This is a genomic window from Kitasatospora sp. NPDC034035 (assembly GCF_055575755.1).
Window position 1 is genome coordinate 267,301 of record NZ_JBVISA010000005.1, and the last position, 22,599, is coordinate 289,899.

Sequence of the window (22,599 nt, forward strand, 5' to 3'; positions counted from 1 at the left end):
TGGCCCTGTCGGGCCGAGACCACCGCACGAAGGGACCCCTCGTTGTCCAGCATGCCCGTCGCCGGGATCCGTCCCGGCGCCCCCGCCCTGCCCGCCGACCTGGTCATCCGCAACGCCAAGGTGCACACCAACGACCCGCGCCGCCCCCGGGCCGGCGCGCTGGCCGTCCGGGACGGGCTGATCCAGGCGGTCGGTGACGACGCGGACGTGGTCCCGCTGGTCGGCCCCGACACCCGGGTCGTCGACGCGCTCGGCCGCCGGGCCGTCCCCGGACTCAACGACGCGCACCTGCACGTCATCCGCGGCGGCCTCAACTACGTGCTGGAACTGCGCTGGGACGGCGTCCCGACACTGCGCGAAGCCCTGGCCATGCTCCGGCTGCAGGCCGAGCGCACCCCGCCCGGCCAGTGGGTCCGGGTGGTCGGCGGCTGGTCCGCCGACCAGTTCGCCGAGCGGCGCCTGCCCACCCTGGCCGAGCTCAACGCCGCGGCGCCCGACACCCCCGTCTTCGTACTGCACCTCTACCAGTCGGCCCTGCTCAACAAGGCCGCGCTGCGCGCCGCGGGCTTCACGCGCGACACCCCCGACCCCGCCGGCGGCCAGATCGTCCGCGGACACGACGGTGAACCGACCGGCCTGCTGATCGCCGCGCCGGGCGCTCTACTGCTCTACTCCACCCTCGCCAAGGCGCCGACCCTGGACGAAGCCGACCGCGTCGGCTCAACGAGGCACTTCCTGCGCGAGCTCAACCGCTTCGGCCTCACCTCCGCGATCGACGCCGCCGGCGGCTTCCAGAGCTTCCCCGAGAACTACGGCACCGTCATGGAACTCGCCCGCCAGGGCCAGTTGACCCTGCGCATCGCCTACCACCTCTTCCCGCAGACCGCCGGGCAGGAACTCGACGACCTCAGGCGCTGGGTCGACACCGTGCGCCCCGGCGAAGGCGACGAGTGGCTGCGCCTCAACGGCGCGGGGGAGAACCTCACCTGGGCCGCCGCCGACTTCGAGAACTTCGCCGAACCACGCCCCCGACTCGGCTCCTATGAGACGGAGTTCGAGAAGGCCGTCCGCCTGCTGATGGAGCACGGCTGGGGATTCAGGCTGCACGCCACCTACGACGAGACCATCCGCCGTGACCTCGCCGTCTTCGAGAAGCTCGCCGCCGAAGGCCTCTTCCCACACGGCAACCGCTGGCTCTTCGACCACGCGGAGACCGTCAGCCCCGACAGCCTCGACCGGATCGCCGCCCTCGGCGGCGCCGTCTCCGTGCAGAACCGCCTCTCCTTCCAGGGCGAGGCCTTCGTCTCCCGCTACGGCGCCCCGGTGGCCGCCGAAGCGCCGCCGCTGCGCGCCATGCTGGACCGCGGCCTCACCGTCGCCGCCGGCACCGACGCCACCCGGGTCTCCTCCTACAACCCCTGGGTCGCCCTGCACTGGCTGGTCTCCGGCCGCACGGTCAGCGGGCGCCGCCTCGCCGCCGAGCGCAACCGGCTCAGCCGCGAACAGGCCCTGGAGCTCTACACCCTCGGCGGCGCCCGCCTCACCGGCGAGGAGGACGTCAAGGGACGTCTGACAGTGGGAAGTTACGCCGATATCGCGCTGCTCAGCGCCGACTACTTCACCGTGCCCGAGGCCGACATCCCGCACATCGAGTCCGTCCTCACCGTTGTCGGCGGACGCATCGTCCACGGGACGCAGGAGCACCAGGGCCTGGCCCCCGACCTGCCCGCGGTGACGCCGCCCTGGAGCCCGGTCGTGCGGTTCGGCGGCTACCACGCCACCCCCACCCCCACCCCCGGCCCGGCCGGCGTCCACCAGGCCGAGAGCGTCCTGGAGGCCGTGGCGGCCTCCGGCGAACAGCACGCCTGGCGCGCGGCCCGAGGCCTCGCCACCCTCCCCGGGCAGCCCGCGCTGCCGACGGACCCGTGCTTCCTCTGACCGATCGTCAATTCTGCGAGCGGGCAGCGCCGGACCGTGGCGCTGCCCTCGCCCACCTCCCCCTACCTCGACACGAGGAGCCGTCGTGACCACGCCCGCGCCCGAGTCCGCGCCCGAGCCTGCGCCTGCGCCCGAGTCCGTGCCCGAGTCCGTGCCCGCGCACGAGTCCCGCACCGCGTCCCCGCCGCAGCTGCCCGGGGCGCAGATCCGCGACCGCCACCCGCTGGCCCTGGCCCTGTTCGGCCTCACCATGGTCAGCGGCCTGATCGACGCCGTGAGCTACCTCGGCCTCGGCCACGTCTTCACCGCGAACATGACCGGCAATGTCGTCGTCATCGCCTTCGCCCTCGCCGGAGCGCCCGGCTTCTCCGTCGTCGGCTCGCTGACCTCCCTCGCCGCCTTCCTCCTCGGCGCCGTCCTGGCCGGGCGCCTCGCCGCGCGGCACGCCGGCACCCGGCGCCCGCGCCTGGTGCGCACGGCCCTGGTCCTGGAGGTCGCGCTGCACGGCGCGGCCGCCGCCGTGGTCTTCGCCTGGAGCGCGGACGGGCCCGCGCAGTACGGCGTGATCGCGCTGCTCGCCCTGGCGATGGGCCTGCGCAACGGCACGGTCCGCGGCCTCGGGATACCGGACCTCACCACCACCGTGCTCACCCTCACCCTGACCGGCCTGGCCGCCGACTCCCGCCTGGCCGGCGGCACCGCCCCCCGCCGGACCAGGCGGATCCTCTCCGTCGCCACCATGCTCGCCGGCGCCGCCCCCGGTGCGGTCCTGGTCCTGCACGGGCAGCTCGCCTGGGCCCTGGTGGCCAGCGCGGCCCTCGCCGGGGTCACCGTCCTGCTCTACCGCGAGTGAGCCGACGACGCCGGGGGAGACCGGGGCCGGCCGGCGCACCGGCTGCCGACGGTGCGGAGCCCCGCCCCCGTCCGGCGGACGGGAACGGGGCTCCGGGTGAACGCTACTGGCCGCGCGTCACGCACTTGTTGGCGCTGTTCGACCACAGGCCCTGAAGGTCGAAGGTGCCGGTGCTCAGGGCGACGTAGGCGTCGAGGTCGACGCACGCGTCGCCGATCTCCCCGCCGCCGCCGTTCCAGCCGATGCTGGGCCAGAAGTCGGTGACCGTCTCGGCGTACTCGTGCGTCTCGGTGGACTCGATGCCGGAGAGCAGCCGGCCGTCCGTGAACGTCGTGCAGGCGCCCGCCCCGTTGTCCGGGATGTACGGGAGGTTGGTGTAGGCCAGGGTGCCGTACGAGGCGCTGGTCTTGTCGTGCCAGGCGCAGAAGCCGGTGTTGGGGAAGCCGTCCGGGTGCGTGTGGGTGGGGGAGACGACCACGTACTGGGCGTTGAGGTTGGGCGCCTGGGTGGTGTTGCCGAAGTGGCCGGCGGCCTTCACGGCCTCGGCGGCGATCTGCGTGGAGGTCGCCTGGGTGGGTGCGGCGGCTGCGTTGTCGAACCACACGCCGGCCAGCGGCGAGGACGTGGGGTGCTGGACGTGGACGCCCTTGGTACCGCAGGTGACGGTGCCCTTGGCGACGCCCTCGCAGTACTGGTCGAGGATGGTGCCCCAGGTGTCCTGGCTGCCGTAGAGGCCCTTGAACATGTTCTGCAGGTCGGGCGCGACCCCGGCGGGGTCGGAGGACCACTGCGAGCCCCAGAAGACCAGGTAGACCTTGGGGGTGGGGGACACCACACCCTGGCCGGCGCTGGAGCCGACCTTCAGGGTGTTGCCGGAGGCGGCCGAGGCGGCCCGCTGCTGCGAGGCGGCGGCGGGGGCGGCAGGGACGAGCGGCTTGGCCCCGAAGTGGGCGGGCGCCGGGGCGGGTTGCGCCTCGGCTCCGGTGGCCAGCGAAGTGGTGCCGACGGCGGCCAGGGCCAGCGCGGCCAGGGTGTGGGCGGCGGCCTTGAACGACTTGCGCATGCGTGTGCTCCCGAGTGTGAGGGTGTGGGAGGTCCGTACGTGCGAGATCGGAGCCCCGACACCACATCAACCCGACGGTGGGCCCGTCCAGATGCGCGGAGGCGGCGGGGGGAAGTGTTTGCCGCGGTCATACCAAGTCCTTGTCCTTGCCCTTGTCTCAGCTCTTGTCGTTGTCTCAGCCCTTGTCCTGCTCCCTGTCCCGGCCCCGGGTGGCACTACGATGCGCAGCGGTACTTTCCGGCCGACTCAACGGGGGATCTGATGACAGGTCAGTGGCAGGAGCTGGGCACGCCCGGCGGGATCGAGGCGTACGTGCACCGCCCGGAGGGCGAGGTGCGCGGGGCGGTGGTGGTCTGCTCCGAGCTGTACGGGGTCAATGCGTACCTGCGGGGCGTCTGCGCCGAGCTGGCGGGCCTCGGGTACGTGGCGGTGGCGCCGGACTTCTACTGGCGCAACGCCCGCCGCACCGAACTCGGGTACAGCGCGGAGGAGCGGGAGGCGGGCCTGGTGCTGATGCGCGCCCTGGACCGCGACGAACTGGTCGCCGACGCCGCCGCGGCCCTGGCGGAGGCCCGGACCCTGGCCGACGGGCGCGGCGTGGCGTTCGTCGGAACGAGCATGGGCGGGCACATCGCCGTGCGCGCCGCCACCGAGCTGCGCTTCGAGCTGGCCGCGGTGTTCTACCCCGGCTGGCTGCTGAACTCCGGCTTCCCGCTGGTCGGCCCGGTGCCGCCGCTGGAGACGGCCGAGCGCATCGCCGCCAACGGCGTGTACCTGCTCGGCTTCTGCGGCGAGCTGGACCACATCCTCCCGCAGGAGGAGTGGCAGGCGGCCGAGCAGCGGCTGACCGACGCCAAGGTCGATCACGAACTGATCACCTACCCGGGCGCCCGCCACGGCTTCGCCGCCGACCGCCCGGCCGACCACGACGCCGCCGCGACCGCCGACGCCTGGCACCGCGTCCACCAGGCCCTCGCCGAGCGCCTGTAAACCCGCCGCCCGTAAGCCCGAGCGCCCGTAGACCGGCAGCCCAGGGGTCCGGCTGCCGCCCTGTCGCAGAGCTGTGACAGAGCGGTGCCGGATCCCTTACGAGTTCCTCATGACGTGCACGTAGGGTCCTCGCATGGCAGAGAAGCTGGTGGGGACGGGTATGCGGAAGTTCGGGCACGGGCTGCGGCTGATCGGGATCAGCGTGGTCGCCGGTGCCGTGGCGGCGGGGATCGCGCTGCCCGCGGTGGCGGCGGCCGGGCTGGGGGCCCAGTCGGCGGCGGACGACTTCCAGAACCTGCCCGACGACTTCAAGACGCCGGCGCTGTCCCAGGCCTCGACGATCCTCGACGCCCAGGGCGGCACGATCGCCACCGTGTACGACCGGGACCGTACCGTGGTGTCGGCGGACCAGATATCCCCGCTGGTGAAGACCGCACTGGTGGACATCGAGGACAACCGCTTCTACGAGCACGGCGCGATCGACCTCAAGGGGGTGCTGCGCGCCGTGGACAAGAACGCCTCCTCGGGCACCACCGCTCAGGGTGCGTCCACCCTGACCCAGCAGTACGTGAAGAACGTGTTCGTCGACGAGGCGGGCGACGACCCGAAGAAGGTCCAGGAGGCGCAGCGGCAGACCATCGGCCGCAAGATCCAGGAGCTGAAGTACGCGATCAAGGTCGAGGAGACCCTGGGCAAGGACCAGATCCTCACCAACTACCTGAACATCACCTTCTTCGGGGAGAAGGCCTACGGCATCGAGTCGGCCGCGCGGCGCTACTTCGGCGTCCACGCCAAGGACCTCACCCTGCCGCAGGCCGCGATGCTGGCCGGCCTGGTGCAGTCGCCCAGCGGCTACGACCCGGTGGTCGACCCGACGGCGGCCACGGACCGGCGCGACACCGTGCTGCGCAAGATGGCCGAGTACGGGCACATCACCAAGGAGGAGGCCCAGCAGGCCATCGCCACCCCGCTGGGGCTCAACGTCCAGGCCCCGCAGCAGGGTTGCATCCTGGCCAAGCAGGGCGAGGGCTTCTTCTGCGACTACGTGCGCAAGGTGGTGCTCACCGACCCGGCCTTCGGGAAGTCGGCGGCCGAGCGGCAGGCCGTGTGGAAGCGCGGCGGGCTGCAGATCCACACCACGCTCGACCCCAAGGCGCAGGCGGCCCTCAACTCCTCGGTCACCAGCCACGTCAACGCGGGCGACCAGGCGGCGACCGCGATGAGCATCGTCGAGCCGGGCACCGGCAGGATCCTCGCGATGGGCCAGAGCCGCCCGTACGGTGTCGATGACAAGCAGAGCCAGACCCAGATCAACTACAACGCCACCAAGGCCATGGGCGGCGGGCTCGGCTTCCCGACCGGTTCGACGTTCAAGCCGATCGTCGCGGCGGCGGCCCTGGAGAACGGCCTCACGCCGGGCCAGAGCTACACCACCGACTACAGCATCCCGTGGCCGGCGATGAAGGACTGCTCCGGCGGGAAGTTCCCGTCGGCCGGGCAGGTGCACAACGACAGCCAGTCCCTCACCGGCCAGTTCACCATGAAGACGGCGATGGCCCAGTCGGTCAACACCTACTTCGCGAAGCTGGAGGCCGACACCGGGCTCTGCAACGTCGCCCAGATGACCAACAAGCTCGGCATCACCGAGCAGGCGGGCGGCGAGAAGCTCCAGGTGGTGCCGTCGATGACGCTCGGCAGCAACGACCTGACCCCGCTGGAGATGGCGGGCGTCTACGCGACCTTCGCCGCCCACGGCACCTACTGCGCGCCGACCGCCATCACCTCGGTGACCGGCCCCGACGGCAAGCAGCTGGCCGTGCCGCAGGCGAACTGCTCCGCCGTGATGTCCGCCGACACCGCCGACACCGTCACCGCGATGCTCAAGGGCGTCGTGGAGGACGGCACCGGAAAGGCGGCCGGCCTCACCGGCCGCGACAGCGCGGGCAAGACCGGCACCACCAACGAGAGCCGCCAGGTCTGGTTCGTCGGCTACACCCCGGAGATGGCCGGCGCCACCGTCGTCAGCGACACCGACAACCCCAAGCCGCTGGACGGCCAGCGGATCGGCGGCAAGGTCGTCGGCCAGGCCTTCGGCGGCACCCTGGCCGGCCCGATCTGGCGCGACGCCATGGACGGCGCCCTCGACGGCACCCCGGCCGGCACCTTCCCCGCGATCCAGCTGCCGTAGCGCGGCACGGGGGCGGGTGGACGAAGTGGGTGGACGAAGGGTGGGTGTGCGGCAGTAGGGTGCGGCGGTCGGTAGTCGGCCGGGTCTCCGGTCGACGGGGGCGACCGCGTGAGGACCTCGGCATGACCTACGGAGAGCAGAACCCGTACCAGCAGCAGGGCTACGGGTACGGGCAGGGCTACGGCCATGGGCAGGACTACGGCTACGGCCACGGTCAACAGCCGCGGGTGCCGCTGTGGCAGCGCTTCCGGGGCGAGGAGTGGCCCACGCTGCGGGAGTTGCTGGCGCCCGCGCGCAAGGCGACCGGCTGCTGGGTACTACCGCTGCTCTTCTGCCTGTGGCCGTTCCTGGTCTTCCTCGGCCTCTACCCGATGGCGCGCTCGGCGCGACGGCTGGCCCGGAGGGTGTTCGCCGTGCCGGGCCCGCGGGGGATCACCGACCCGGTGGTGCTGCGGGTGCAGCGGATACGGGGGTGGCTGGCGCTCGTGGCCGGTTTCCTGGTGCTGGCGGTCTACGGTTCGCCGGAGGACTGGAGCGAGGCCAACGACCAGTTCCAGCTCCGGCTGGTGATCACGCCCTGGCTGGTACTGGTGACGGCCCCGGTGGTGGTCGGCATCCTGTTCCGGCTCGCCGGCCCGGCCCTGCGGCCCGCGATGCGCGCCCAGGTGCGGCCGGCCGTGCTGAAGGCACTGCAGTACGTCGGCGCCTGCACGGTGGTGCCGGTGCTGCTCTGGCTCGTCGCCCAGGCACGCGGCTCGGTCCAGGTGGTGCTGGTCGGCGCGCTGGCCGACCTGCTGCTCCTGGCCGCGCCGATCTGGGCGCTGATGTTCGTGGCGTTCGCCTCGCCGACCGTCGTCCGCACGGCCTTCACCCTGGACCGGGTGCACGCCGTCTTCCCGCCGGTGCTGACGGGCGTCCTGGTGTGGGAACTCGCCGCGATCGGGCTGCTGTTCGGAGGCCTGCCGCCCGGCCCGCTGCCCGTCGAGCTGGGCGCCGTCGTCGGCGGCCCGGCGACGGTGACCGCCGTCGCCTGGTGGGAGATCCGGCGGCTCCGCACCCACTTCGGGGTGACGCTGCGCGGGGCGCGGGCGGTGGGCGGCGAGGGCGGCAGGGGTGGCGCCGGCGCCCGGCGGCACGAAGAGGAATGAACCGGACGGAACGGGGCAGACGACCGCCGCACAGCCGTCGGCCCCGCCGCGTCCGCCACCGACCGATGGCTGGGCACCTGTCAGACCTCCGGGGTGCGCGCACCCCGGGGTGCCGGGCCGGGCTGTCGGCGGGCAGTCCGGTCCGGTGGAAAAGAAGAATCTGCGTGCCGGATAAGGTAAATGAGGTTTCGTCAGTTCTTGATGTCACATCAATTGTCGGGAACTCGGGCTTTCGTGATTTTCCGTGGGTGAGGCCGAGCAAGGGTGCGCCGCAGGCGTCATTGAAACCCTTGATGGCCAGGGGTGATGGCCCTGGCGAAACCTTTCTGCTGCGTGATTTTCCTCAAAGGCGCAAGGGGGGGGTTCATCCGTTTTTAACAGGACTGATCCACCTCTGGATGGCGCGGTATCAGGGCCAGCCCCGTCAGGGTCTTCTGATTTACCTTTGACAGTCCTTTTAAATTTCCATTAAAATCCGCTCCAAACTTCGTCCACATACCCGAAGTCGGCGGCCCGGCGATCACCTCGGACGCCTACCCGGGCTCCAAGGACGCCACCGCGATGCTGCCGTGGACCGACGGCGTCGGCAAGAACGGCCTGTTCACCCTGAAGTCGGCCGCCACCGACGTGGTCAGGTACCAGTGGGCCCTCGACGGCTCGGTGCCGACCGACGTGGCGACCAGCGGCGGCGCCGCGCAGACCGTGCGCGTCCAGCCGCAGACCGCCGGAGTGCACATGTTCTCCGCCAAGGCGATCGACGGCGCGGGCAACGCCTCGCAGTCCGAGACGTACTACTTCAGCGTGCTCTCCGGGCAGACCCAGCGCATCGGTTGGGCGATGGACGACGCGAGCGGCACCAGCGTCTCCGGCGCCGGCGGCGGCTTCGAGGCCACCCCCGACTCCGGCGCCACCCCGGGCGCACCCGGTCACCTCGGCGAGGCCCTCGCCCTGGACGGAACCCCCAACGGCTACGCCGAGACCCAGGGCAACGTGCTGGACACCACCCGGGGCTTCGCCGTGTCCGCCTGGGTCAACCTCGCCGACACCACCCGTAACCGGGTCGCGGTCAGTGAGAACGGCAACTTCGCTGCTCGCTTCGCCCTCGGCCTGATGGGCGGCAAGTGGGCCATGTGGACCTCCAGCTAGGACACCAACGCCGTCTACACGCTGGAACCGGCCTACTCGGACACCCCGGTGGCGCTCAACCAGTGGACCCACCTGGACGGCGTGGACGACTACCTGCGGGGCACCCGCCCGCAGGTGGACGGCAGCCGGGACTTCTCCGTCTCCGCCTGGGTCAAGCTGCCCGCGCCCACCGCCGGTGACACCAACCCCAAGATGGCGGTCACCCAGATCGGCCAGCACAACAACGAGTTCTCGCTGTACTACTCGCCCTACTGGAAGCGCTGGATCTTCGGCCGCTACAAGGAGGACGCCTCCGCCGACACCCTGGTGCGCACCTGGCAGGCCGACTGCACCCCGAACACCCAGGTGAACGGCGTGCCGTGCTTCGCCGGCACCACCGGCGAGTGGACCCACCTGCTGGGCGTGTCCGACACCGCCGCCAAGAAGCTGCGCCTGTACATCAACGGCTACCTGGTCGGCGAGTCCGACTACACCCAGAACGCGCCGTGGGCCAACCCCGGCCCGCTGCAGATCGGGGCGGTCAACCGCGAGGGCGTCAACGCCGAGTTCTTCGGCGGCGACATCGACGACGTGCGGCTCTACGACCGGGTCGTCACCAGCCCGGAGGCCACCGCGATGGTGCAGCAGCGCCCGCAGCTGGCCGGCCGCTGGAAGCTCAACGCGGCCACCGGCACCCCGGCCACCACTCCGGACGAGGGCCCGGCCAAGGCCGGTGCCCAGCTCGGCGGCGGCGCCTCGATCAAGGCCGACGGCGGCGTGCTGCCCAACCCGGGCACCCTACTGCTCGACGGCTCCACCGGCTACGCCGCCACCGGCGCCGTCCCGCTGCACACCGGCCGGAGCTTCACCCTGGCCGGCTGGGCGAACACCGCGGGCATCCCCACCCGGGACATGACGGTCCTGTCGGTGGCCGGCTCCAACAACAGCGCGGTCACCCTGCGCTGGCACGCCTTGGGCAACGACGCCAACGGGCAGCCGACCGGCCAGTGGCAGGCCGAGGTGCGCGACTCCGACGCCAACGGCGCGGTGCGCACCCTGACCACTCACACCCCGGCCTCCTCCGTCCTGGAGAACTGGACGCACCTGGCGGTCAGTTACGACGCCTTCGCGGACCGGCTGGTGCTGTACGTCAACGGTCAGCCGGAGAACCAGCGCTGCGCGGACGGCGACAAGACCTGCACCTCGCACATCTCCTGGGCCTCCGGGTGTTCCGCAGCCCTACGAGGCGGGCGGCGGCGTGCAGTTCGGCCGGAGAAGCCGGTCAAGGGCTCGGACGCCAAGGTCAAGGGGCGCAAGGCCGACACGACCGTCAGCAAGGTCGACGGCAAGCACGGCGAACCGCCCGGAGCGGGCAGTGCCACCGTCGACGTCCCCGGCGAGAAGGGCAAGGCGGTCAAGGCCGGCACGCTGCCGGTCGCGGTCTCCTCCGCCGGCTCGGTGGGCAAGGCGAAGGTCGAGCTGCTCGGCCAGGACGCCGCCACCAAGGCCGGGATCCACGGCGTGCTGCTGACCGTCTCCGGCGCCGACGAGAACAGCGGCCTGGCCGTCGACTACTCGTCCTTCGCCCAGGCGGCCGGCTCCGGCTTCGGCTCGCGGCTGAAGCTGGTGCGCCTGCCCGAGTGCGCGCTGACCACGCCCAAGCGGCCCGAGTGCCGGGTCCAGACCTCGCTGCCGGGCGGCAACGACGTCGAGCGCCAGACGGTGGCCGCGGACGCCCTGACCAGCGCCCCGGCCGGGTCGATGCGGCTCGCGTCGGCTCCGGGGGCGATGGTGCTGGCCGCCACGACCGGCAGCTCCGGGCCGAGCGGCGACTACAAGGCGACCCCGCTGTCCTCCGCGTCGACCTGGTCGACCGCGCTGAACAGCGGCTCGTTCACCTACAACCGTCTGCCGAACTGGAGCGCCGGCAAGTCGGAGACCAAGTCCGTCTACACCGTCCCGGTGTTCGGCAACAACGCCGGTGAGCCGTGCAACGGCGCCGCCCGGGCCCCCGTGGCCGCGCGCGCCGCCGAACGCGGGCGGGCATGGCAGACGTTCGCCGCGGGGTTCCCGCCCGCCGTGCCGTTCGAGGTCTTCGCTGAACGCGCCCGCCAGGACCTCGTCGGCTACCCCGTCGCCCGCGCCCGCGCCGACTACTACGAGCAGCCGCTGATCAGGGCGGCCAACGACTCGCCCGAGGTCTGCGGCCTCTTCCCGCGCCTGACCGACCCGCTCCACCACTTCCGGGGCGACCTGGCGGAGTTCGTCCGCCGTGAGACGGAACGGGTCATCCCGACGAACTACCTGCTGCTCCTGGACGGTCAGTGGATCGACGGCACCGTCGAGGACTGGGGTCGGAAACTCGGCCGGTCCGGTGACTACCACCGGTTCGCGGACGACTACCTGGAGACCCTGCCGGGGGACTGCCTGGTGATCCGGCTCCGCTTCCACTACTGACGCAGCGCGTGCCCGCACGCGCAGTGCAAAGGGCGGCCCCGGCCGTTCCACCAGCGCCAGGCGCCCTTCGCAGCGCCGTACCTGACTCCGCCGTGTTGGCACGGACTCCATTTACTGCAAGGACCTCTGTCGTTCCATCAGGTATCGTCGCACCTCGCTGAAATCCGAGCGTCAGTTCGAAGAGTCTGTGAGGAACCATGGACGCGCAACAGAGGGTGGACCAGCCGCGCGAGGTGCTGCTGACCGGTGCCGCCGGCCGTATCGGGACCTGCCTGCGGGAGCTCCTGCCCGCCTACGGCTACCGGCTGCGCTGCTTCGACCGCGCCCCGGTGCCCGGTGAACCCGAGGCGATCATCGCCGACCTGCGGGATTCCGCGGCGCTGGCCTCGGCGATGGACGGCGTCGATGCCGTCGTCCACCTGGCCGGGATCCCGGGGGAGGCGCCGTTCGCCGACATCCTCGCCGCCAACATCGAGGGCACGTACCGGCTCTACGACGCCGCCCGGGCGGCGGGCGTGCGGCGGATCGTCAACGCCGGCAGCAACCACGCGGTGGGTTTCACCGAGCGGCCCGCCGACGGCGGCACCGTGCCGGTGGACACCCCGCAGCGGCCCGACACCTACTACGGGCTCTCCAAGTGCTTCGGCGAGAACCTCGCCTCGCTGTACGCCGACCGGCACGGGATGGAGACGGTCTCGCTGCGGATCGGTTCCTTCACCGCCGAGCCCCGCAGTGTCCGGATGCTCGCCACCTGGCTCAGCCCCGGCGACTGCGCCCGGCTGGTGCACGCCGCGCTCACCGGGCCGGTGGCCGGCCACACCGTGGCCTACGGCATCTCCGCCAACACCCGGGCCTGGTGGGACCTCGCGTCGGCCCGGGCGCTCGGCTACCAACCGCTCGACGACGCCGAGGTGTTCGCCGCCGAGCTGATCGCGAAGCTCGGTGAGCTGCCCGCAGACGACCCGGAGTTCCGCTACCTCGGTGGCGGATTCACGCAGGCCGGGCGCTGATTCCCGAGAATTCGCCCGAGGCGCCCCGAGGATCGGGCGTCACATCCGCCGGACGCGCAGCACGCCGGTCAGCATGGGCAGGGTGAACTCGCCGTCGCCGGTTTCCGGTCGGCTCGCGAGGTAGGCGCGGGTCCGGGCCAGCGCGGCCTCCCGTTCCCGTTCCGGCATGACCAGCATGCCCGCCTTCGTCCCGAGGGTCGCGACGAGGGAGTCGGCGGTCCGGCGCTGCCCGTGCGGGAACTCGGCCTGCTCCGGCGAGTCGAACCGGGCGTCCCCACCCGCCGTGGGATGGTGCAGGCCGGCCGTCTCGGCACGCCAGCCGGCGGGCACGTCGCGCGGGCCGACGGCCGCGCTGCCGCTGACCCGCGCGAGCCCGGCCACCCAGTCGACCCCGTCGTCGAAGACGTTCCACAGCCCGGCCAGGACCCCGCCGGGGGAGAGGACCCTGGCGATCTCCGGGCCCGCGAGGTCCATGTCGAACCAGTGCATGGCGTTGCCGGACACCACGGCGTCGACGGACCCGTCCGGGAGCGGGATCGCCTCGGCGCTGCCCGGCAGCGCGCGCACGGCCGGGAGGCCTCGGCGCAGCTCGGCCAGCATCGCCGGGTCGGGCTCGACCGCGACGACGTCGACGCCCATCGCGAGCAGCGTGCCGGTCAGCTTGCCCGTCCCGGCACCGAGGTCGAGCACCCGCGGCCCGGGCGCCGGTTCGAGCGCCCAGCGCACGGCGGCCTGCGCGTAGTCCGGGCGGTGCTCGGCGTAGGCGCCCGCCGCCGCGCCGAACGACGAGCTGTGGAGCAGCCGTTCATCCATCGCAACTCCTCTGACGTCACTGAGGTGACTGACCTGACTGTCAATGACTGACGCGACCGGGGCAGCCCAGCGTACCGGTGCGACGTACGACGCAAGGGTCCAGTTCTGCTGACCCGACCTCAGAACGCCATGAGAAGGCGGTGCCTCGCCCGACCCGGGCGAGGCACCGCTCAGCGGGACTGCTCAGAGGAGCCCGAAGTCGAACTCCCCGGTGGCGACGGCGTTGACGAAGGCGGAGTGGGCGGCGCGGTCGAAGGACAGGGCGGGGCCACTCGGGTCCTTCGAGTCACGGATGCACGTGGTCGATTCGTTCGGGATGGCGATTTCGACGCAGTTGTCGTTACCCCCGCTGTAGCTCGACTTCTTGAAGGCGAACCCGGTGGTAGAGGCGTCGGGGTGGTGGTGAGTCACTTGATCTCGTCCCTCTGTGCGGTGATGAAGTCGAGCGATGAGTCGACTGACAGGGCCTCGGCCGTGATCTCCTGAAACTTCGCTCGGTAGAGCTCGACGTCGGCTGGTTCCTCAACCCAAAGGCTGCTGATCAGAGCTTCGACGAGGACGACGTCCAGGTCCGCACGTTGGGGAAACCCGAGCAGGGCGAACGCACCGGCCATGCCGGGATGGACTGCTGCTCCTGCCGGCATGACCTGGATGTTGACATTGGACAGGCGGCTCAACGAGATCAGCTTGTCCAGCTGGCCGGACATGATGTCGGGCCAGTTGGCATTCGTCCGGAGTGCGGCTTCATGAATGACGGCCCAGACCTGGACGGGATTCGGCCGGGTGAGGATCGACTGCCGCGCCATCCGGACCTGAACCATGTCCTCGACCGTGCCGCTGGACTCGGTTCGAAGCCGGTCGATGACGATGCGGGCGTACTCGGGAGTCTGGAACAGTCCGGGGATGAACGCCGGCTCGTATGTCCTCAGCGTCGAGGCGTCGGACTCCAGCAGGATCAGATCCGTTGCGGTCGCGTGAAGGACGTCTCGGTAGCTCAGCCACCAACCTCGCTTGCTCCCGTCCTTGGTGATGGCGATCAGTCCGGCCCGGAAGTCCTCGTCGTCACATCCGTAGTAGTCGAGGAGTTTGTTGACGTCCTCGATCTTGGCCGCAGTGTGAGCTGTCTCGATCCGAGTGAGCTTGGGCTGGCTCATCCCGGTGGCCTCTGCGACCACCTCTGCGGTGAGCTTCCGTTCCTCGCGAAGCTTCCGCAGCATGCCGCCGAGCCTCCGCCGCCGAACGGTCGAGACTGCCATGTTGTCCCCTCCTGAGCTGTCAGTTGACCAGTCTGCCTGTGTGAACGGCACCAGCGCTACCAACAACTGGCAGCCTGGGCCGCCGAATTCAGGTTCGATTTGTATATATGCGAGTGGAGGTCTCTTCGTGTTCTCCCTCGAACTTCCCCCTGACTGGTCGGCCGCGCGCGAGGAGTTGCGCGAGGCGACGGCGCGCACCGGGTGGCAGTCCGACCTGGGCGCCGACGCGGAGCTCGCGTTGCTCGAACTGTTCGTCAATGCCTGGCGGCACGGCGGCAGTCCGTCGCCGCTCGTCGTGATCGTGGTGCTCGACCGGGTCCTCCGGGTCTCCGTCAGCGACGCGAGCCCCGTCCTCCCGATCCAGCGGGACGACTCGGACCCCTACGCCGTCTCCGGCCGGGGGCTGCACCTCGTCCGCTTCCTCACCCACCGCTTCGGCACCGGGCCCCGGAAGTCCGGGAAGTCCTGCTGGTTCGAGCTGGACGCCGCCGCGTGACCGCCGCCGATGGCCGCCCGATCGAGCCGGCCGACCCGCTGATGCGGACCTGCACCGAACCGGAGGTCGCCTACCTGATCGCCGAACTCCAGGAGCGCGGCCGGAAGTTCGGCCTGCTCTGGCCGTCCGCCACCACGGACAGCGTCGTGGACGGCCGCGTGCTCGTCCGCTTCGGCAACGCCCCGGCCGGCACTGTCCTGAACCTGCTCGCCCTCCTTCGGGAGCACGGGAAGGCCGAGGCCCCGTGCGACTCCTGATCGGCCTCGCGGCGTTCCTCGCCATCGCGGTCGTCGCGCTCGGCGCGGTGGCCGCCCGGGGGATGCCCCACCGCCCCGACCGCGAGCGCCGATCGGTGGCCTGACCCACAGCCCGACTCCAGCCGCCCGGCCGGGCCCGCCGGGCGGCCGAAGCATGGCCCTGCCATCGCGTAGCGGTCGTCTCTTGGGGTGTTACTCGTTCGCGCGCTACTCGTTACTCGTTCGGGTGTTACTCGTTCGTGCGCTACTCCGTGGTGTCCGGTGCGTCGCTGAGCCCGAGCCGCAGGTGCTCGATGTGGTAGACGGCCTGGTCGAGGAGTGCCGCGACGTGGTTGTCGTACAGCGCGTAGACCACCGAGCGGCCCTGGCGCTGCCCGACGACGAGGCCGAGGTTGCGCAGCAGCCGCAGTTGGTGGGAGCAGGCGGACTGTTCGAGGCCGACCTCGGTGGCGAGTTCGGTGGCGGCGCAGGGGCCCTCGCGGAGGCGGGAGAGGATCAGCAGGCGGGAGGGGGTGGCCAGGGCCTGGAGGGTGGTGGCCACCCGGGCAGCGCTGACGGCGTCCAGGCGTGTGTGCTGGACGGCGGTGGCGGGGGCGGCTCCATGACCCATGCGGCCAATACTACAACTCATCCATGAAGGAGCGTTCATATGTTCATGTATGGTGGATGAGTCCTTGGCTCGCCCTGCCCCGAAGGTCCTCCCCGCCATGCCCTCCTCCACCCTGACCGAGCGCCCCGCACCCCCGGCCGCCCGGCGCCCGGACCCCGCACCCCGGCGGCGCACCCGGGTGCTCTCGCTGCCCGAAGCCCGCTGGGCCGCCACCGCGACGGCGCTCTTCCTGATCGCCCTGCCGCTCCAGCTGACCGGCGCCCCCGCCTGGGCCTGGGGCCCGCCGGCCGCGCTCGCGTACGCCACCGGCGGCTGGGAGCCCGCCTGGGCGGGCCTGCAGGCGCTGCGCGAGAAGACCCTCGACGTCGACCTGCTGATGATCGTCGCCGCGCTCGGCGCCGCCGCCGTCGGCGAGGTCATGGACGGCGCGCTGCTGATCGTCATCTTCGCCACCTCCGGCGCCCTGGAAGCGCTCGCCACCGCCCGTACCGCCGACTCCGTGCGCGGGCTGCTCGACCTCGCCCCGGCCACCGCCACCCGGCTGCTGCCCGACGGCCGGGAGGAGACCCTGCCGACCGGGGAACTGGCCGTCGGCGACACCGTCCTGGTCCGGCCGGGAGAGCGGATCGGCGCCGACGGGCGGGTGCTCGACGGCGCGAGCGACGTCGACCAGGCCACCATCACCGGCGAACCACTTCCCGTTGCCAAGCAGATCGGCGACGAGGTGTTCGCCGGTACCCTCAACGGCACCGGCGCGCTGCGCGTCACGGTCGACCGGGACGCTTCGGACTCGGTGATCGCCCGGATCGTCGCGATGGTCGAAGAGGCCTCCGAGACCAAGGCGCCGACCCAGCTGTTCATCGAAAAGGTCGAGCAGCACTACTCGATCGGCATGGTGATCGCCACCCTCGCCGTCTTCGCCGTGCCCCTCGCCCTCGGCGCGGCCTTCACCGGCTCACTGCTGCGGGCGATGACCTTCATGATCGTCGCCTCGCCGTGCGCCGTCGTCCTGGCCACCATGCCACCACTGCTCTCCGCCATCGCCAACGCCGGACGGCACGGCGTACTGGTGAAGTCCGCTGTGGTGATGGAACGCCTCGGACAGACCGACGCCGCCGCCCTGGACAAGACCGGCACCCTGACCGAAGGCACACCCCGGATCAGTGACATCCACCCGCTGAGCGGATCCGGCCTCTCCGACGACGACCTGCTCGCACTCGCGGCCGCCGCCGAACACGCCAGCGAACACCCGCTCGGCCGCGCCGTCGTCGACGCCGCCCGCGCCCGAGGACTCACCCCGGCGCCCGCCGAGGACTTCGCCGCCGTCCCCGGGGCCGGCGTCACCGCCACCGTCGGCGGGCGGGTCGTCGCGGTCGGCGCGCCGGCGCGGCTGATCAACGACCGGACCGACACCGCCTCCACCGAAGCCGCCGAACTCGCCGCCGAACTGGAGGAAGCCGGCCGTACCGCCGCCCTGGTCGAGGTCGACGGCATCCCGGTCGGCCTGCTCGGACTCGCCGACCGGCTGCGCCCCGACGCCGCCGCCACCGTCACCGCGCTGACCCGGCTCACCGGCCGCACGCCGGTGCTGCTCACCGGCGACAACCCGCGCGCCGCCGCCCGGGTCGCCGCCGAGGTCGGCATCGACGAGGTCCGGGCCGGGCTGCTGCCGAGGGAGAAGGTCGCCGCCGTACGGGAACAGGAAGCGGCCGGGCGCAAGGTGCTGGTGGTCGGCGACGGCGTCAACGACGCGCCCGCGCTGGCCGCCGCGCACACCGGCGTCGCCATGGGACGGGCCGGCTCCGACCTGGCCCTGGAGACCGCCGACGCGGTCGTCGTCCGCGACGAACTCGCCACCGTCCCGGCTGTGGTGGCGCTCTCCCGGCGGGCGCGGGGCCTGGTGGTGCAGAACCTGGTGATCGCCTCGGTGTTCATCTCGACCCTGGTGGTCTGGGACCTGGTCGCCACCCTGCCGCTGCCGCTCGGCGTGCTCGGCCACGAAGGCTCCACCGTCATCGTCGGCCTCAACGGGCTGCGGCTGCTGCGCGAGGCCGCGTGGGCCAAGGCCTCTGCCGAGGACGGAAGCTGAGGCCCGGCCAGGCCCAGGCCCGGCTGCCGTACCTCGCCCGGGGGAGGAGCCGCCTCCCCCGGGCGAGGGCTACTTGACCTCGTCCTTGGCCTCGTTTTCGGCAGGGGCGGAGGTGGTGGAAGGAGCGGAGGTGGTGGCGGGAGCGGCGGCGGCCTCCGGCTCGGGGGCCTGGGCCTGAGCGGCCTCCATCGCGGTCATCCGGGGCAGCAGGAAGAGCACGGCGACCAGGAGGACGAGCAGCAGGGTGCCGCCCGTGACGAGCGGGGTCCGGATGCTGGTGACGGAGGCGATCCACCCGCTGAGCGCGGCGCCGCCCATGATGCCGAGTCGGCTCAGCAGCATGTAGCAGCTGTTGACCCGGCCGAGCAGCTCCTTCGGGATGGCCTGCTGGCGCAGCGAGAGCGCCTGGATGTTCCAGGTCACGATGCCGAAGCCGATCACGCCGTACAGCGCCGCGATCTCGAACACCGAGGTGCTGAACGCCATCAGGATCAGCGAGACGCCCATCAGCAGGAAGGAGAGGGCGATCCGGGTGCCCCGGCTGAGCAGGCTGCTGAGCCGGCCGGCCAGGGTGCTCGCGGCGGTGCCGCCGATCGCGCCGGCCGCGAGGACGATGCCGTAGGAGGCGGCGGGGGCCTTCACGACCTTGGTGACCATCAGCACCATCATGGTGGTGCCCATGAAGCAGGTCAGCGCGCCGAGGGTGGAGAGCACGGCGAGCATCCGCACCTCGCGGTGGCGGAACAGCCAGCTGACGCCCTCGCGGATCTCGGTGAGCACCGGGCGGCCGGCCTTGGCGCGGGCGGCGGTGGAGCGGCCGGTCGCGGCGACCAGGACGGCGGCGAGCGCGAAGGAGACGCCGTCCACCGTGAAGGGGAAGCCGGCGGCCACGGCGAACAGCACCGAGCCGAGCAGCGGGCCGATCAGGTTCCCGCCGACGAGCATGTTGGCCTGCATCCGGCCGTTGGCGGTGTCCAGCTGGTCGGGGCGGACCAGCTCCGGGACGGCCGAGGTGGCGGCGTTGGAGAAGACCGTCTCGCCGCAGCCGAGCAGGAAGGCCAGTGCGGCGAGCGCGACCAGCGGCGGGGTGGCGAGGAAGACCCAGCAGGCGAAGCCCAGGACGACGACGGCGCGCAGGGCGTCGATCGTCCACATCAGCCGTCGCCGGTCGGCCCGGTCGGCGAGTACGCCGCCGTACAGCGACATCAGCAGGAAGGGCAGCGACGCGGCGACGGAGACCACCGAGACCGCGCTGGGCGAGTCGGAGACCGCCACCGCCAGCAGCGGCAGGGCCGAGTCCCGCATGCCGTCGCCGACCGAGGAGATCGCCGAGGCGGACCACAGCAGGGTGAACTTCCGGCCCAGTTGCGGACGGCTTTTGGGTGGCTTCTCGGCCAGGTCTGCTGCGGTCACCGACGCAGTATGTCATGTCCGCGGAGGGTCTTTCGGGCGGATTCCGAACTGCCCGTGGTGTCCCGAACTGCCCGTGTCGGCAAGGAAGTCGGGGTCGTCCCGAGCTGTCCGGACTGTCCTGCCGGTTTGCGAACTCTTGACGGCGTTCCCGGCCGGCCGAGAGCGGCGGGCTGTCGGGGCGGGCCCGGGGTGTGTGGGTGGCGGCGGGCCCGCCCGGTGGGTGGTGCGGGTGGGGGTGGTCAGTGCTTCGGGACGGCGTCGGCGGTGTCCGGGAGCGGGTAGGCGGCGGGGTCGACGGTGCCCGGGAGGTCGGTCGCGGGGCGGCCGGGGGCGGCCGGGTCGGGCAGTGACGGCTGGGCGGGCGGGGCCGGGACCTGGCTGAACGGGATGCCGGGCGGCGCCTGGACCGGGGTGGTGCGGCCGGCGGGTACCGGGCCGCGACCCTGGACTCCGCAGCCGGCCACGGCCTCCAGGTTCTCCGGGCTCTGCACGGCGGGCTGGTTGCCGGTGAAGCAGTTGCCCGGGTCGACGGAGGCCATGGTGAGGTCGGTGCCGTTGCCGGTGGCGCGGTTGCCTTCGACGCGGTTGCCGCTCGCCGGGTGGCCGGGCGGGTCGGTGATGACGATGCCGACGGCGCGGTTGCCCTGGACGAGGTTGCGCTGCACCTGGTTCGCCGTACCGCCGCCGATGCCGATCCCGATGCCGTAGCCGCCGTCGGCCTGTTCGGGGGTGTCGGCGGAGTTGTTGTCGGTGACGGCGTTGCCCGCGATGACCGCGCCGTGCTGCGGGGCGAGGGCTTCGAGGTCGTTGGAGTTGACGGTGACGCCGACGCGGTTGCCGGTGACCCGGTTGCCGAGGATGCTCAACCCGTCGGAGGCGTTGGTGAGTTCGATGCCGACGGCGTTGCGCTCGACGGTGTTGCCGCGCACCAGGGTGTCGCAGGGCTTGCACTGGCCGACGTAGATGCCGGAGTCGGCCTGCCCGGAGGCGTACGAGTCCTCGATGACGCCGCCGCGCGCGTCGAAGGCGTAGATCCCGTACAGGCCGTTGTTGTAGGCGGTGACGCGGGTCGCGCGGAAGCCCTGGACGACGGGGAATCGGGCGGTGTCCAGGGGGTCGTAGGCGGAGCCGCCGGCGCCGCGCTGCTGCAGTTTCTCGTCGGTGACGCCGGTGAACAGGACGCCGTTGGCCAGGTAGCCGTGGACGGTCAGGTTCTCGACCACCGAACCCGGGCCGGTGACGGTGACGCCGTTGACGAGCCGCACGCCGCCGTCGAGGACCACGGTGTTGCGGTCGGTGCCGCGCAGCACGATCCGGGGCTTGGTGATCCGGACGCTCTCGCGGTAGGTGCCCGGCTCGACCAGGACGGTGTCGCCCTCGCGGGCCACGTCCACGGCCTGCTGGATGGTCGGGAAGTTCTGCGGGACGCGAACGACCGTGCCTTCCGGGTGTTGTGCATCGGACGAGGTCGAACCGGTGGACGAGCAGCCGGAGACGGCGAGCGCGGCGGCGGTGAGCAGGGCGGGGAGGAGGTGGCGGAGCGCGGTTCCCCGTGGGGGTGTTGTGGCGGGCGTTGTAGCGGGCGTTTCGGTGGACGTTGTGGCCGAGCGAAATTGACGTGTGGTCAAAAGTTGCATAAGGCGTGTTCTATCGTCTCCAATGTCGCCCATGCATGCCGAAAACGGAAAGGCGCAGAACCGGCCACGAACTGTCCGAACTGTCCCAAGCGGCGTGGACCGCAGGGCCCTGCTCGCGGGCGGGGCGGTGCTGGCCGCCGGGGTCGGTGCGGGCGTCGGCGCCGGGGTCACGGCGCTGGCCCGCGGGGGCGACGGCGGACGGGCCGCGGCGCCGCCGCCCGAGCCGTCCGTCCCCTTCCACGGCGAGCGGCAGTCCGGGGTGACGGCCCCGCAGCAGCCGGCCACCCAGCTGCTCGCCTTCGACCTGGCGCCCGCTGTGACCTCGGACGGCCGGACCGCCCTGCGGGGCCTGCTCGGAGAGTTGACCCGGGTGCTCGCCGAAGCCGTCGGCGGCACGTCGGCGGACGCGCGCCTGCGCGGCGGCGAACCGGCCCGGCTCAGCAGCCTGCTGGGGGTCGGGCCGGGGCTCGCCTCCCGGCTGGGGCTGAACGTTCCGGCGCCGGTCCTCGCGGAGCTGCCCGCCTTCCCGGGGGACCGGCTCGACCCGGCGCGGGGCGGCGGCGACCTACTGGTCCAGCTGTGCGCGGCGGACCGGTGGCCGCTGTCCGTCGTCGCCGAACAGGTCGGCGCGGCGGCCGCGGCGGCGGGCGCCGCCGTGCGGTGGACACAGTCCGGCTTCCTGCCCCGGACGGCCGCGGGCACCACGCCGAGGAACCTGTTCGGCTTCAAGGACGGCACGGCGAACCCCGACGAGGACGCCGCCCGGCAGTGGGTCTGGGGCCCGCCGGGCCCGCACCAGCACGGGACGGCCCTGGTCTACCGGCGGATCCGGATGGACACCGCCGCCTTCACCGCCCTCCCCGAGGACCGCCGGAACCTCGCGATGGGACGCCGGGAAGGCGACGGCGCCCCGCTCACCGGCACGGCCGAGCACGACGAGCCGGACATCTACGCGAAGAACCCCGACGGCTCGTACGTCATCCCGGCCACCGCCCACGTCCGGCTCTCCAGCCCCCGACTGGACGGCGGCGCCCGGATGCTGCGGCGCGGCTACAGCTACGACGACGGACCGGGCGACCGGGGCCTGCTGTTCTGCGCCTTCGTGCGGGACCCGGCGCAGTTCACCCGGGTGCAGAACCGGCTGGCGGCGCGGGACGCGCTCAACCCGTTCCTGGAGCACACGGCGTCGGCGGTGGTGTACGTGCTGCCGGGGGTGACGGAGGGCGGCGTGCTGGGGGAGGGGTTGTTCGGGTGAA

Annotated in this window: 20 protein-coding genes; 13 read left to right on the plus strand and 7 right to left on the minus strand. The window is 72.2% G+C overall.

Annotated features, from left to right (window positions below; genetic code table 11):
• Positions 1–51 precede the first annotated feature (51 nt).
• Positions 52–1,938 (plus strand): amidohydrolase, encoded by a 1,887-nt coding sequence (locus ACZ52J_RS09905; protein ID WP_465617429.1) that lies wholly within the window; start codon positions 52–54, stop codon positions 1,936–1,938.
• A gap of 85 nt (positions 1,939–2,023) precedes the next feature.
• Positions 2,024–2,791 (plus strand): YoaK family protein, encoded by a 768-nt coding sequence (locus ACZ52J_RS09910; RefSeq protein WP_465617266.1) that lies wholly within the window; start codon positions 2,024–2,026, stop codon positions 2,789–2,791.
• Between the two features lie 103 nt (positions 2,792–2,894).
• Here the strand turns inward: ACZ52J_RS09910 and ACZ52J_RS09915 are convergent, their stop codons facing one another.
• Positions 2,895–3,854 carry a hypothetical protein gene (locus tag ACZ52J_RS09915; protein ID WP_360492160.1) on the minus strand — a complete coding sequence of 320 codons (960 nt, stop codon included), beginning with the start codon at positions 3,852–3,854 and terminating at the stop codon, positions 2,895–2,897.
• A 261-nt stretch (positions 3,855–4,115) separates the two neighbouring features.
• Here ACZ52J_RS09915 and ACZ52J_RS09920 point away from each other — a divergent pair, with 261 nt between their 5' ends.
• The 7 genes from ACZ52J_RS09920 (at position 4,116) to ACZ52J_RS09950 (ending at position 12,772) form a co-directional block, all read left to right on the plus strand.
• On the plus strand, positions 4,116–4,844 hold the full coding sequence (locus tag ACZ52J_RS09920; protein WP_465617267.1) for a dienelactone hydrolase family protein: 729 nt from the start codon (positions 4,116–4,118) through the stop codon (positions 4,842–4,844).
• Positions 4,845–4,977: 133 nt separating this feature from the next.
• The gene (locus tag ACZ52J_RS09925; RefSeq protein ID WP_465617268.1) at positions 4,978–7,032 is read left to right on the plus strand and encodes a transglycosylase domain-containing protein; all 2,055 of its coding nucleotides are present in this window, start codon (positions 4,978–4,980) and stop codon (positions 7,030–7,032) included.
• A gap of 122 nt (positions 7,033–7,154) precedes the next feature.
• Entirely contained in the window at positions 7,155–8,180 is a 1,026-nt protein-coding gene (locus ACZ52J_RS09930; RefSeq protein WP_465617270.1) for a hypothetical protein, read from the plus strand.
• Between the two features lie 164 nt (positions 8,181–8,344).
• Positions 8,345–8,629 (plus strand): hypothetical protein, encoded by a 285-nt coding sequence (locus ACZ52J_RS09935; protein WP_465617272.1) that lies wholly within the window; start codon positions 8,345–8,347, stop codon positions 8,627–8,629.
• 112 nt (positions 8,630–8,741) lie between these two features.
• Positions 8,742–9,326 carry a hypothetical protein gene (locus ACZ52J_RS09940; RefSeq protein ID WP_465617274.1) on the plus strand — a complete coding sequence of 195 codons (585 nt, stop codon included), beginning with the start codon at positions 8,742–8,744 and terminating at the stop codon, positions 9,324–9,326.
• A gap of 48 nt (positions 9,327–9,374) precedes the next feature.
• Positions 9,375–11,762 carry a LamG domain-containing protein gene (locus ACZ52J_RS09945; RefSeq protein WP_465617276.1) on the plus strand — a complete coding sequence of 796 codons (2,388 nt, stop codon included), beginning with the start codon at positions 9,375–9,377 and terminating at the stop codon, positions 11,760–11,762.
• Positions 11,763–11,977: 215 nt separating this feature from the next.
• Positions 11,978–12,772 (plus strand): NAD-dependent epimerase/dehydratase family protein, encoded by a 795-nt coding sequence (locus tag ACZ52J_RS09950; RefSeq protein ID WP_465617431.1) that lies wholly within the window; start codon positions 11,978–11,980, stop codon positions 12,770–12,772.
• A 39-nt stretch (positions 12,773–12,811) separates the two neighbouring features.
• On the opposite strand, the gene ACZ52J_RS09955 is transcribed toward ACZ52J_RS09950, so the two are convergent.
• From ACZ52J_RS09955 to ACZ52J_RS09965, 3 genes are all read right to left on the minus strand, one after another.
• Positions 12,812–13,585 carry a class I SAM-dependent methyltransferase gene (locus ACZ52J_RS09955; RefSeq protein ID WP_465617278.1) on the minus strand — a complete coding sequence of 258 codons (774 nt, stop codon included), beginning with the start codon at positions 13,583–13,585 and terminating at the stop codon, positions 12,812–12,814.
• Between the two features lie 183 nt (positions 13,586–13,768).
• Positions 13,769–13,996, minus strand: coding sequence for a DUF397 domain-containing protein (locus ACZ52J_RS09960; RefSeq protein WP_465617280.1), 228 nt, complete (start codon positions 13,994–13,996; stop codon positions 13,769–13,771).
• Positions 13,993–14,841 carry a helix-turn-helix domain-containing protein gene (locus ACZ52J_RS09965; RefSeq protein ID WP_465617282.1) on the minus strand — a complete coding sequence of 283 codons (849 nt, stop codon included), beginning with the start codon at positions 14,839–14,841 and terminating at the stop codon, positions 13,993–13,995. The genes ACZ52J_RS09960 and ACZ52J_RS09965 overlap by 4 nt, the downstream gene beginning before the upstream one ends.
• A 127-nt stretch (positions 14,842–14,968) precedes the next feature.
• Between ACZ52J_RS09965 and ACZ52J_RS09970 the strand changes: the two genes are divergently transcribed.
• Both ACZ52J_RS09970 and ACZ52J_RS09975 read left to right on the plus strand, forming a co-directional pair.
• Complete coding sequence (locus tag ACZ52J_RS09970) at positions 14,969–15,337, plus strand: ATP-binding protein (RefSeq protein ID WP_465617284.1); 369 nt, start codon at positions 14,969–14,971, stop codon at positions 15,335–15,337.
• The gene (locus ACZ52J_RS09975) at positions 15,334–15,594 is read left to right on the plus strand and encodes a hypothetical protein (protein WP_465617286.1); all 261 of its coding nucleotides are present in this window, start codon (positions 15,334–15,336) and stop codon (positions 15,592–15,594) included. The genes ACZ52J_RS09970 and ACZ52J_RS09975 overlap by 4 nt, the downstream gene beginning before the upstream one ends.
• A gap of 244 nt (positions 15,595–15,838) precedes the next feature.
• Here the strand turns inward: ACZ52J_RS09975 and ACZ52J_RS09980 are convergent, their stop codons facing one another.
• Positions 15,839–16,204 carry an ArsR/SmtB family transcription factor gene (locus ACZ52J_RS09980; protein ID WP_465617288.1) on the minus strand — a complete coding sequence of 122 codons (366 nt, stop codon included), beginning with the start codon at positions 16,202–16,204 and terminating at the stop codon, positions 15,839–15,841.
• A 97-nt stretch (positions 16,205–16,301) separates the two neighbouring features.
• Here ACZ52J_RS09980 and ACZ52J_RS09985 point away from each other — a divergent pair, with 97 nt between their 5' ends.
• Positions 16,302–18,293 (plus strand): heavy metal translocating P-type ATPase, encoded by a 1,992-nt coding sequence (locus ACZ52J_RS09985; RefSeq protein ID WP_465617290.1) that lies wholly within the window; start codon positions 16,302–16,304, stop codon positions 18,291–18,293.
• Positions 18,294–18,362: 69 nt separating this feature from the next.
• On the opposite strand, the gene ACZ52J_RS09990 is transcribed toward ACZ52J_RS09985, so the two are convergent.
• Together ACZ52J_RS09990 and ACZ52J_RS09995 are read right to left on the minus strand one after the other, a co-directional pair.
• Entirely contained in the window at positions 18,363–19,706 is a 1,344-nt protein-coding gene (locus ACZ52J_RS09990) for an MFS transporter (protein WP_465617292.1), read from the minus strand.
• A 239-nt stretch (positions 19,707–19,945) separates the two neighbouring features.
• Positions 19,946–21,343 carry a right-handed parallel beta-helix repeat-containing protein gene (locus ACZ52J_RS09995; protein ID WP_465617294.1) on the minus strand — a complete coding sequence of 466 codons (1,398 nt, stop codon included), beginning with the start codon at positions 21,341–21,343 and terminating at the stop codon, positions 19,946–19,948.
• A 94-nt stretch (positions 21,344–21,437) separates the two neighbouring features.
• Between ACZ52J_RS09995 and ACZ52J_RS10000 the strand changes: the two genes are divergently transcribed.
• Entirely contained in the window at positions 21,438–22,598 is a 1,161-nt protein-coding gene (locus ACZ52J_RS10000; RefSeq protein WP_465617296.1) for a Dyp-type peroxidase, read from the plus strand.
• Position 22,599: the final 1 nt, after the last annotated feature.